General features: G+C 65.7%; 9 protein-coding genes and 1 pseudogene. 3 read left to right on the top strand and 7 right to left on the bottom strand.

Annotation, left to right across the window (positions count from 1 at the left end; genetic code table 11):
* Positions 1–172: pseudogene (locus EN781_RS35300) on the bottom strand (S58 family peptidase); the annotation flags it as partial.
* A 110-nt stretch (positions 173–282) separates the two neighbouring features.
* Positions 283–1,845, bottom strand: a complete 1,563-nt coding sequence (gene xseA / locus EN781_RS14380) for an exodeoxyribonuclease VII large subunit (protein ID WP_127400080.1) — start codon at positions 1,843–1,845, stop codon at positions 283–285.
* Between the two features lie 122 nt (positions 1,846–1,967).
* On the opposite strand from xseA, the gene EN781_RS14375 reads away from it, so the two are divergent.
* Positions 1,968–4,190, top strand: a complete 2,223-nt coding sequence (locus EN781_RS14375; RefSeq protein WP_126056421.1) for an EAL domain-containing protein — start codon at positions 1,968–1,970, stop codon at positions 4,188–4,190.
* A 25-nt stretch (positions 4,191–4,215) separates the two neighbouring features.
* Here the strand turns inward: EN781_RS14375 and EN781_RS14370 are convergent, their stop codons facing one another.
* Positions 4,216–5,172, bottom strand: coding sequence for a LysR substrate-binding domain-containing protein (locus EN781_RS14370; RefSeq protein ID WP_126056420.1), 957 nt, complete (start codon positions 5,170–5,172; stop codon positions 4,216–4,218).
* A gap of 178 nt (positions 5,173–5,350) precedes the next feature.
* On the opposite strand from EN781_RS14370, the gene EN781_RS14365 reads away from it, so the two are divergent.
* Positions 5,351–5,641: a DUF1127 domain-containing protein gene (locus tag EN781_RS14365; RefSeq protein WP_126056419.1), complete on the top strand. Its 291-nt coding sequence runs from the start codon at positions 5,351–5,353 to the stop codon at positions 5,639–5,641.
* A gap of 148 nt (positions 5,642–5,789) precedes the next feature.
* Here EN781_RS14365 and EN781_RS14360 read toward each other — a convergent pair whose 3' ends face one another.
* The 4 genes from EN781_RS14360 to EN781_RS14345 all read right to left on the bottom strand — a co-directional run bounded on the left by EN781_RS14360 (position 5,790) and on the right by EN781_RS14345 (position 9,858).
* Positions 5,790–6,782, bottom strand: a complete 993-nt coding sequence (locus EN781_RS14360) for a DUF937 domain-containing protein (RefSeq protein WP_126056418.1) — start codon at positions 6,780–6,782, stop codon at positions 5,790–5,792.
* A 103-nt stretch (positions 6,783–6,885) separates the two neighbouring features.
* Positions 6,886–8,259, bottom strand: coding sequence for a glutamate--cysteine ligase (locus tag EN781_RS14355; RefSeq protein ID WP_126056417.1), 1,374 nt, complete (start codon positions 8,257–8,259; stop codon positions 6,886–6,888).
* Between the two features lie 185 nt (positions 8,260–8,444).
* Entirely contained in the window at positions 8,445–9,179 is a 735-nt protein-coding gene (locus EN781_RS14350) for a 16S rRNA (uracil(1498)-N(3))-methyltransferase (protein ID WP_126056416.1), read from the bottom strand.
* Between the two features lie 31 nt (positions 9,180–9,210).
* Positions 9,211–9,858: a hypothetical protein gene (locus EN781_RS14345; RefSeq protein ID WP_126056415.1), complete on the bottom strand. Its 648-nt coding sequence runs from the start codon at positions 9,856–9,858 to the stop codon at positions 9,211–9,213.
* A 75-nt stretch (positions 9,859–9,933) separates the two neighbouring features.
* Here EN781_RS14345 and EN781_RS14340 point away from each other — a divergent pair, with 75 nt between their 5' ends.
* Complete coding sequence (locus EN781_RS14340; protein WP_126056414.1) at positions 9,934–10,632, top strand: type 1 glutamine amidotransferase; 699 nt, start codon at positions 9,934–9,936, stop codon at positions 10,630–10,632.
* Positions 10,633–10,634 lie beyond the last annotated feature (2 nt).

Raw genomic sequence — 10,634 nt, 5'->3', positions numbered from 1 at the left:
ACAGGACGACCAGCGGCCCGTCGCCCGAGATCAGCGTCGTGTAGCCCACTGACACGCCGGCCACGTCGGTGATGGCGTTGGACTCGCCCGGCGTGCCGTCGAAGCCGATGCCGAAATATCGGGCGCGTGGCCTTCCCGACGGCGTCGCAAGGTGCGGATCATGTCCTGTCATGCCGTACCTTAGAGCAATTCCAGGAAAAGTGCGTAGCGGTTTTCCATCCGGAATTGCGTCAAACCAAATACTTAGGGCGGTTCAGCGATTACATGAAAGGTTGACCGGCGCTAGAACAACGAGCCTTGATTGCCCGGCTCCCTGGTCTTGGCAGCGGGCTTGGCAGGCGCCTTCGGCCGCGCGGCGCCGCTGGTGGCGATCGCGTCGGCGCTGCCGTCGGCGAATTCCAGCGACAGCGCCGCCCCCGGCGCGACGTCCGCCGCCAGCTTGATCACCGCGCCTTCGGCATCCTTGACCAGCGCGAAGCCGCGCGCCAGCACCGCCTTGTGCGAAAGCGTCGACAAAAGCCGGTCGGCCTGGGTCAGGCTCGCGCGCAACCGGTCCAGCCTTCGCGCAATCGCATGGTCCTGGCGCCGTGTCAGCCCGGTCAGAGCATCGGCCTGCACCTTCTGTCGTCTTGCGATCGGCGCCGGCGACAGCCGTGCAGCGGTACGTTTGAACCGTGCCCGCCTTTCGCGCACGATGGCGAAGAAGGCAGCCTTCGCGCGCGCCAGATCGCGGCCGGTCAGCGTGCGCGCCTCGTTGATGCGGCGGGACAGTGTGGCGGGCGTCAGCCGCCGCCGCTCCAGCCTTGCCCGCTTGCGCTCGATGCTCACCGTCAGCGCCCGGGCGAGCCGGCTCGTCGCCTCGTCGAAGCGGCGGCGCGGCAGCGCCAGCAACTGGTCGGGCGAGGGCAACGCCCGCGCCGCTGCGCGTACCGCCTGGCGCTTGCGCTCGAAATTGCGCGAGGCCGCTGCCTTGAGCCGCGCGCCGAGGCTGGCTAGGGTCGCTTCGAGGTCGGCTTTGACCGGCACGGCCATTTCGGCCGCACCCGTCGGCGTCGGCGCCCGCATGTCGGCCGCGAAGTCGATCAGCGTCCAGTCCGTCTCGTGCCCGACGGCTGATATCACCGGGATGCGCGAGGCGGCGACCGCTCGCGCCAGACTTTCATCGTTGAAGCCCCAAAGGTCCTCGAGGCTGCCCCCGCCACGCGCCACGATCAGCACGTCGGGGTGGGGGATGGCGCCATCCCGGGTAAGCGCGTTGAAGCCATTGACCGCGCCAGTCACCTCCGTGCCGGCCGTCTCGCCCTGCACCCTGACCGGCCAGACCAGAACGTGCAGCGGGAAGCGATCCTTGATGCGGTGAATGATGTCGCGGATCACCGAGCCGGTCGGCGAGGTGACGACGCCGATGACGCTGGGCATGAACGGCAGCCGCCGCTTGCGGCCGGCATCGAACAGGCCTTCCGCCTGCAGCCGGCGCTTGCGCTCCTCGAGCAGCGCCATCAGCGCGCCGGCCCCGGCCGGTTCCAGATTGTCGATGACGATCTGGTAGTTGGACTTGCCGGGATAGGTCGTCAGCCTACCGGTGGCGATCACTTCCATCCCTTCCTCTGGACGGAATTTCAGCCGGCTCATCGTGGTCTTCCAGACCACGGCATCGAGCCGCGCGCGGTCGTCCTTCAACGCGAAATAGGCGTGGCCGGACGAGTGCGGGCCGCGATAGCCGGAAATCTCGCCGCGCACCCGCACATTGCCGAACGCGTCCTCCACCGTGCGCTTCAGCGCGCCGGAAATCTCGCTCACCGTGTATTCGGTGGCGTTGCTGCGTGATTCGGACGTGTCGCTCATCGGCCGATTGAGGGGCGGTTGCCTGTCCGCGTCAAGGCGGCGCTCAATCCTCGCTAATACAATAACGCGATCTTAAGCCCGATTTGCTTTGAGTTCGCCGTAACGCAGCCGGCCAGGAACGCATGAGCGCACGCGCAAGCCAAAGCCCATTGACGCATCAGGTCACGCTGACCGTGTTGATGCTGGCCGCCTTTGCGCTGGCCATGGTCGTCGGCTTTGGTTTCTATGCCACCGCCCAGGCCGACCATGTCTCGCTCGAACGGCAAAAGATATTCTTCGCCAATGGCTTGAAGGATCAGATCGCGGCGGTCGAGCGCGAGCAGGAGAGCGTGACCGTCTGGGATGATTCCATCATCAACGTGAAGGCGGGAAACCAGGCCTGGATAGAGGAGAACCTCAGCGTCTGGATGTACTCCTATTACGGCCACAACCGGGTCTATGTGCTGGATGCCGCAAACCGTCCGGTACACGCCATGCGGGAAGGCAAGGTGCTCGACCCGTCCGTCTATGGCGAGGATGAGCCCGAATTGCGGCCCACCATCGAAAGGCTGCGCGCAAAGATGGCCGAGCCGCCGAGTGAGGACGCTTCGGCCGCGCCGGCCAAGATGGTCGGCGAAGACCTGGTGTCGCTCGGCGGCAAGCCGGCCATACTCAGCATCATGCCGCTCGTCCCCAGCACGAACCGGCTCACCCAGGCACGGGGCAGCGAATACCTCCACATCTCGGTCGAGTTCATCAACGACGCGGTCATCGGCAAGATTGCCGAAAAATACCTGCTGGCCGGCGCGCATCTGCTGCCGCTCTCGCAAACCAGCGGCTCGGCCGCCATTCCGCTGGTCGATTCTCGCGGCGTCATTCTCGGCTATATCGGCTGGGATCAGGAACGTCCCGGTCTGACGCTGGTGCGCAAGGCTGCCCCTGCCTTGATCGTCGGCCTGCTGCTCGCGGCGAGCGTGCTTGCATTCCTGCTGCGGCGCCTGCGCCGCGCCTCTTCGGCGCTGCAAACCAGCCAGGATCGGGCGCAGTATCTCGCCTTCCACGACACGCTCACCGGCCTGCCCAACCGGGCCCTGTTCGAGGATCGGCTGCGGCAGGCCATGCTCAGGACCGGGCAGGCCGGTCACGACATTGGGAAAGTGGCGCTGCTCTATCTCGACCTCGACCGCTTCAAGCATATCAATGACACGCTCGGTCATCCGGCGGGCGACGAGCTCGTGCGCCAGACTGCGGCCAGGCTCCAGCACACCATTCGTGAAGTCGATACCGTGGCGCGGCTGGGGGGTGACGAGTTCGCGCTGATCCTCATCGACATCCGCGATATCCGCGCCGCCGAGGACATTGCCGAGCGGCTGCTGCAGAAGTTGCAGGAGCCGTTCAAGCTCATCGACGACCAGGTCTTCGTCAGCGCCAGCATCGGCATCGCGCTGTCGGCCGAGGCCGAGACCGATGCCGATGACCTGCTGCGCAAGGCCGACATCGCGCTTTACGAGGCCAAGAAGAACGGCCGTGGCCGGCACCAGGTCTTCGCCGGCGACATGGACGACCTTCTCTTACGCAAGCGCAAGGTTGAGACCGAGCTTCGCAAGGCCCTCGATGGCGGCACCGGCATCGGGCTCGCTTATCAGCCGGTGTTCGCGGCAAACGGCAAGACGATCCTCGGCGCCGAGGCGCTGATCCGCTGGGGGCATGAGGTGCATGGCGCTTTGCCGGCGGCGCAGTTCATCGCCATTGCCGAGGAGCGCGGCATGATCGGCCAACTCGGCGCATGGGTGCTGCAGGAAGCCTGCCGTTTCGCCGTGCGGACCGAACTGCCATGGCTCGCCGTCAATGTGTCGCCGTTGCAACTGCGCGACGCCGGCTTTGCCGAACAGGTTGCGTCGATCCTTGCCGACACCGGACTGGCGCCGCAGCGCCTGCAACTCGAGATCACCGAAAGTGTGCTTCTGGAGAACAGCGATGCCTCGAGGGCGGCTCTGGCCGCCTTGCGCCAGTCGGGCATCGGCATCGTGCTCGACGATTTCGGCACCGGCTATTCGTCGCTGAGCTATCTGCGCCGCCACGCCATCGACAAGCTCAAGATCGACCGCTCCTTCGTCCGGCTGCTCGACGGCGAAGGCAATGCGGCGGCGATCGTCAAGGCGCTGATCGACCTCGCCGTCGCGCTCGGCGTCGACGTCACCGCCGAGGGTGTCGAGACCGAGGCGCAGAAGATCCTGCTGGTCGCCATGGGATGCCGGCAGTTCCAGGGCTATTTCCTGTCGCCACCGCTCGAACCGGGCCAGTTGCTCGGTCTTTCCGGTCTGGCTTCGCCGGACGACGTCGTGCCGGCGGCCGCCCGGGCCTAGGGCATCTCTGACCCGGAAACAGGCCCTACCAGCCCGGCATGATCTGGTTTGCCTTGGTCCGCTTCATCTTGGTAAAGGCGAGCGCGGCGAAGTCGAAGTTTCCCGTCTCTTCGCCCAGCGGCACCGAGATGTTGTCGAGGCTTTCGCAGATGTGGCGGGCGAGCGCGTCGACGATCTCCGGCTGCGAGGTCTGGCCACGCATGATGCCGATGCGGCAGTCGGGCAGGGTGCCGAAGCCGTCGGCCTCGCCGAGCACGCGCATGCCGGGCCGCAGCGCGCATTCCGGTAGCACCGAGATCGCGAGGCCGGAAAGCACCGCGGCGGTGATGACGGTCGCCGAGAAACTCGAGAACAGGATGCGGTACTCGCGGTTCTGCCGGTCGAGCACGTCGACCGCGGCGCGGCGCCAGATACAGTTCGGCCGGCCGAAGGCCATCGGCAGGATTTCCTGCTCATGCGTGGCGTGGTTGGCCGAGGTCACCCACAACAGCGGCTCGCGCCGCACCACTTCCGACTGGCCGCGCGTGTCGTTGTGCGTCACCAGCGCCAGGTCGAGATTGCCGCGCTTGATGTGTTCGACCAGTCCGGGCGTCGGCTCGCAGATGACTGTCAGCTCGACCCGCGGGTTGGAGCGCGTGAAGCGCGCCATGATCTCTGGCAGGAAGCGGTCGGCATAGTCGTCCGGCGTGCCGATGCGGATGGTGCCTTCCAGTCGCTTGTCGTCGAAGGCGGCCAGCGTTTCCCGGTTGAGGAAGATCAGCCGCCTCGCATAGGAAAGCAGCCTGTCGCCTTCCTCGGTCAGCTTGTTGGTGCGGCCGTCCTTCTCGAACAGCGGCTTGCCGATCCGCTCCTCCAGCCGGCGCATCTGCATCGACACCGCCGACTGCGTCCGATGCACCTCTTCCGCCGCGCGGGTGAAGCTGCCGGTATCGGCGATCGAGATGAAGGTTTGCAACTGATCGAGATCGAGTGGCGCTTTCATCGGTCCAATCCATCATTGATGTTGATGCTAAAGATTAGAAACATTCGTTGGATTAATCAATCGCACCGTGGCACATTCTCCAACATCCACATGAAGGCATGTGAATCGAGACCGGAACGGCGCTCCTCCCAGCGACGTTTGCCCGGCTTCGCCCGCTCGACTCTGAAGGAGGACTGACATGACCACGTTTGATTTCGCCACCGAGACCTCGCGCATCACCACGCGTCCGTCCGTAGCGGCGCGCGTGGCCAATGCCATCGCTGATGCCTACCGCGCCTGGAAAAACCGCCGCCAATTCTATCGCCTCGGCGAGATGTCGGATGCCGAACTCGCCGATATCGGGCTGACGCGCGCCGACCTCCACGTCGCCGTCGCTGTGCCCTTCGGGCGTGACCCGACGGTGAAGCTGCGCGCCATCGCCAGCGACCGGGTCGGCTCGATCGAGGATCTCGCCCGCAAGGTGGCTTGATCCAGCCGGCTGGTGCATTCGGTCGCCCTGAACCTTTTCAAGGGGCGCGGCGACCAAGGTTCATGCAGGCTCCCCACTCCCTGCCGGTTCCCCCCGGCCTGCCTGCACGCTGCCCGGTCCTCCCAAGGACCGGGCTCTTCTTTTCGGGCTAACGTCGATCCATGCCGCGCTTGAACTGATCGAAGATCGATTCCATGCCCTTTTGGTACTCGTCGCGTTGCCGCGCGCCGGTCTCGAACATCTTACCGAACAGATCGTCGAACGGGTTCCTCGGCCTGCCGCTCGGGTTGGTCTGCGGTTGCGGCGCCTCGCGCTGCTGGGGTGCCTGCTGCTGTGGCACCGGCTGGCCGAACCCGCCGCCTCCGCTCTGACGCAGCATCTCCTCGAACATCTTGCCCAGCGGATTGTCGCCAAAGGGACTTTGCGTCTGTTGCGGCTGCGTCCGGCCTTGCGGCTGTTGCGCGCCGCCGAACATGTCCTGCAGGACCTTGCCGAGCGGATTGTCGCCATAGGGATTGGGCGCCTGCTGCGGCTGGCTCTGCGGCTGCTGCGCACCACCGCCGAACATGTCCTGCAGCACCTTGCCGAGCGGGTTGTCGCCATAGGGATTGGGCGCCTGTTGCGGCTGCTGCGCGCTGCCGCCCGCCTGCCGCATCATCTGCTCTATGATCTCGCCGAGCGGATTGCCGCCGCCTCCGAAGCCGCCCGCCGCCTGCATCTGGTTGGTGGTCTGCTTGAACAGCCCGCCCATCATCATCGAGGCCATCGCAGGCAGCATCTGCTGCAGCACCTGCTGGCTGAGACCGGTCGCTTGCGCGGCTTGGGCAGCCACGGCCCGCGACAGCTCCTTCGAGCCGAACAGATGGCCAAGAATGCCGTTGCCCTCGTTGATGCCTTGCGGCGAGAAGGCCCGGGTCGCGTCCTCGAAATATTTGGCGTGCTGGCCGCTCGCCATCGCGGTCATGAAGGCGCCGAGCCCGTAGGGGTCGGCCGTGTTGCGTTGCAGCCCTTGCGAAAAGGCAGGCAGCAGCGCCTCGACCGCGGCCTGGGTCTGCTGCATCGAAAGCCCGAACTGCTGAGCCAGCGCCTGCATGCCGGCGCCGTTCTGCGCCTGGGCGAATATGTCGAACAGGGAAGGCATTGGAATCTCCTCCGGGAACATCCTCGTTGGAGAAACCTAGTTCGTTTCCATCCTTGATTGAAGCGGCTTTTGCCGAAGCCTCAACCGGTCGGATGGCGAAGGGTCAGTAGGCATACTCCATGAACACCGGCTCGATCGAGCCGCCCCAGCGCGTGTGGTAGGCCGACAGCATCTCCTCGGCGCTTGTCGTGCCGCGCGCCACCACTTCGTCCAGCGTGTTGAGGAACGAGGTCTCGTCATAGCCATCACGGTTCCTGCGTGCGCGGTTCTTCAGCCCCGAGCGCGAGATGGAGAGCACGTCGCGCGCGACATCGCGCAAGGTCGTGTTGCGGAACGGCGCCGAAATGCCCAGCTCCGGCACGGCGTTGCGCATTGCCAGCACTTCCCTGTAGGTCCAGTTCGAGGTCAGCGCCTCGGCGGCGTCCAGCGCGGCCTCGTCATAGAGCAGCCCGACCCAGAAGGCCGGCAGCGCGCAGATGCGCCGCCACGGTCCGCCATCGGCGCCGCGCATTTCGAGGAAGCGCTTCAGCCTGACGTCGGGGAACAGCGTCGACAGGTGGTTTGCCCAATCGCCCATCGTCGGCAGCCCGTCCGGGACCTCATTGCGGGCGGCCCCTGTTATGAACTGGCGGAAGGTGATGTGCGTCATGTCGTGATAGTGGCCGTCGCGGATGACGAAATACATCGGCACGTCGAGCGCCCATTCGACATAGTCGGCGAAGCCGAAATCGGGCGAGAAGCAGAATTCGAGCAGGCCGGAGCGCTGGTTGTCGGTGTCGCGCCAGATGTCGCCGCGCCAGCTCTGCAGCCCGTTCGGTCGGCTTTCGGTGAAGGGCGAGTTGGCGAACAGCGCCGTCGACAGCGGCTGCAGCTTGAGCGAGACCTGCATCTTGCGGCGCATGTCCGCCTCGCTCTCGAAGTCGAGATTCACCTGGATGGTGCAGGTGCGGTACATCATGTCGAGGCCCTTGGTGCCGATCTTCGGCATGTAGCGGGTCATGATCTCGTAGCGCGACTTCGGCATTTTGGGCGTTTCGGCGAGCGACCATTTCGGGCTGCCGCCGAGCCCGAGGAAGCGGATGCCGAGCGGCTCGGCGATTTCGCGCACCTGCGCAAGATGCGCATTGCCCTCGCGGCAGGTCTGGTGGATCGACTCCAGCGGCGCGCCGGAGAGCTCGAACTGGCCGCCCGGCTCAAGCGAGATCGCGCCCTGGCCGGTCGGCTCGACCAGGCCAATGATGCGACCGTCATCGATGATCGGATCCCAGCCGAGCTTTTGCTGCATGCCCTCTAGAATGGCGCGGATGCCGCGCTCGCCGCCATAGGGCACCGGCGCATTGCCGTCGACATAGAACGGAAACTTCTCGTGCTCGGTGCCGATACGCCATTGGTCGCGCGGCTTATTGCCGGCGGCCAGGTAGGCGACAAGTTCGTCGACGCCCTCGATGGGCCGGAAATCGGTCGTGTCGCGCGCCATCAGAAGCCCTCCCGACGCGTGATCCCCAAGACCGATCATGCGCCAAACCATAGTGCTACAGCGTTCCTTGTGCGCACAAAAGAGCGCGGCGCTATAGGCGGCCGAACGACCGCCGGCGCTAGATGGACGAAATGTCAGTAGCCGATCAAGCGAAAAATCCTGAGCCAGGGCTCAACTCGAATTGATCACCAATCACCGATTGTCGCCTGGATCACCGCAAGCGCGGCCACCGCGGCCGTGTCGGCGCGAAGGATGCGCGGCCCGAGCGGGATGGCGGTGACGAAAGGCAGCGCCCTCAACATCTTGCGCTCGTCGTCGGAAAAGCCGCCCTCCGGTCCGACCAGCAGGCCGAGCTTGGTCTCGTCGACCGCCTGCAGCGCCGGCAGCGGATTGTTGGTCGAGGCATCCTCGTCGCAGAAGATCAGCCGCCGTTCCTTGTCCCAGCCTGTCAGCAGGCGTTCGAATTTTTCCGCCTCGCGCACCTCAGGCACCGCCAGGATGCCACATTGTTCGGCCGCCTCCACGACATTGGCGCGCAGCCGCTCGATGCCTGGCTTGGCCACTTGCGTGTGTTGCGTAATCACCGGCTGCAGGATACCGGCACCCATCTCGACCGCCTTCTGCACCAGATAGTCGAGCCGTCCCTGCTTCAGCGGCGCGAAGCAGTAGACGAGATCGGGCAGCGGCGGCTGCGGCCGCTGCAGGGAGGCAACCTTCAGCCGAACCGCCTTTTTGGACTTTGCCGCGATCGCCGCCGACCACTCGCCGTCGCGGCCGTTGAACACCAGGAGCTCCGCGCCTTCGCCGAGCCGCAGCACATGCATCAGGTAATGGCTTTGCTGTGGCCCGGCATCGAATTCAATGCCGGTTCCGAGATCGTCAGGCACGAACAGCCGCTGCATCTTGTAATTGGCGCGCATGGCCGAGCAATGGGCGAGGCGGTGTTTGCCGTCAAGCCTCGGCGGAAGGGTGCCATGCCGGCACGTAGCCTTGCCGCAGCACCGAAATGGTGGTCGCCGGTGTCAGCAGCCGGAGTGGCCGGCCGGCCAGATCGCCAAAAGCGGCCGGCGCGCCATAGCCAGCGAACGACCAGCGCAGCGCTTGGCCGCCGTGCAGGGCATAAGCCGCGTTGCCGTCAGCAACCATGACGCCATCGGGCAGGGCGGCCAGCGCTTCCGGCTTGACCGCCGGCGGCTGGCCGCCAGCCGCCAGCCGCTCCCTGTGCAGCCGCTTGTCGAGCATCGGCGCGCGCGGCTCGGCGATGCCGAACGCCCCGCCGAAGCGGCGGACGAAGTCGCTCGCCCGTTCGCGCCGGCAGAAGAAGCAGGGCCGGTGGCCGGCGGCAAGCGCCGTCACCTCGTCGAGGAAGAACAGCTCGGTCCAGCCCGCCTTGCCGCCCTGCCTGTTGCGGCCCATCGGCTCGCGTCGCACATTGCGAAATTGGCACACGCAGATGATCCAGGCCTGAAGCGCCCAGCGCTTCCTCAACAGCGTCTTCGTCTCGGGGTCGTGGATGATGCCGCGATTGCCGGTGAACAGGCCGCGTTCGGGCACCGCGTGGATTGCGCCGAACGGATCGACCCGGTTCTGCAGTGGCATAGGCGTTCCTTCTTGGCTGCGATGCGGGCGCCATGATATCGCTCGCGGGATCAATATCATGTCAGCAGGGTTTCGATGCGCGTCCTGGTCGTTCAGAATTTCGACAATGAGGGCCTTGGCCAGATCGGCGCCGCACTGGTCGAGGCTGGCGCCGATATCGATCTGCGCAAGCCCTATCGTGGCGAGGCCCTGCCCGAGCACAGCGGCGAGCATGACGCCATAGTCGTGCTGGGCGGCGCCCAGAACGCGCTCGATGACAAACTCTGCCCCTATTTCCCCGAATTGCTCGATCTGACCCGCGACTTCGCCGACAGGGACCGCTCGGTGCTCGGCATCTGCCTCGGCAGCCAGTTGCTGGCGCGGGCCTTCGGCGGCGAGAACCAGATCGGCGGTGCCACCGAGTTCGGCTGGCACCAGGTGTCACTGACGCCGGCGGCCAAGACCGATCCGGTGCTGGCAGCCTTGCCGGAGAATTTCCCGATCTTCGAATGGCACGACGACACCTTCGCGCTGCCGCAGAATGCCGTGCGGCTGGCAGGCAGCGCCGTCGCCGAGAACCAGGCCTTCCGCCTTGGCCGCGCCGTTTACGCCTTCCAGTTCCATTTCGAGGCGGATACGCCGATGGTGCGCGACTGGAGCACATCCTTCGCCTCCCTCATCGCCGAGCGCCATCCCGACTGGAACGATCGGCTCGACGGCGAAATCACCCGCAATGGTTCCGATGCCGACGCCGCCGGTCTGGCCATTGCCCGCGCCTGGGTGGCGACCATCTGAAG

Source organism: Mesorhizobium sp. M4A.F.Ca.ET.090.04.2.1 (assembly GCF_003999085.1).
Taxonomy (GTDB): Bacteria; Pseudomonadota; Alphaproteobacteria; order Rhizobiales; family Rhizobiaceae; genus Mesorhizobium.
Note: the sequence above shows the minus strand (reverse complement) of the source record. Positions and strands in the feature narration are given on the sequence as shown.

Coding starts and splice junctions, on each gene's coding strand:
- xseA (WP_127400080.1), bottom strand. CDS start 1,845: ATGAGCGACACGTCCGAATCACGCAGCAACGCCACCGAATACACGGTG.
- EN781_RS14375 (WP_126056421.1), top strand. CDS start 1,968: ATGAGCGCACGCGCAAGCCAAAGCCCATTGACGCATCAGGTCACGCTG.
- EN781_RS14370 (WP_126056420.1), bottom strand. CDS start 5,172: ATGAAAGCGCCACTCGATCTCGATCAGTTGCAAACCTTCATCTCGATC.
- EN781_RS14365 (WP_126056419.1), top strand. CDS start 5,351: ATGACCACGTTTGATTTCGCCACCGAGACCTCGCGCATCACCACGCGT.
- EN781_RS14360 (WP_126056418.1), bottom strand. CDS start 6,782: ATGCCTTCCCTGTTCGACATATTCGCCCAGGCGCAGAACGGCGCCGGC.
- EN781_RS14355 (WP_126056417.1), bottom strand. CDS start 8,259: ATGGCGCGCGACACGACCGATTTCCGGCCCATCGAGGGCGTCGACGAA.
- EN781_RS14350 (WP_126056416.1), bottom strand. CDS start 9,179: ATGCGCGCCAATTACAAGATGCAGCGGCTGTTCGTGCCTGACGATCTC.
- EN781_RS14345 (WP_126056415.1), bottom strand. CDS start 9,858: ATGCCACTGCAGAACCGGGTCGATCCGTTCGGCGCAATCCACGCGGTG.
- EN781_RS14340 (WP_126056414.1), top strand. CDS start 9,934: ATGCGCGTCCTGGTCGTTCAGAATTTCGACAATGAGGGCCTTGGCCAG.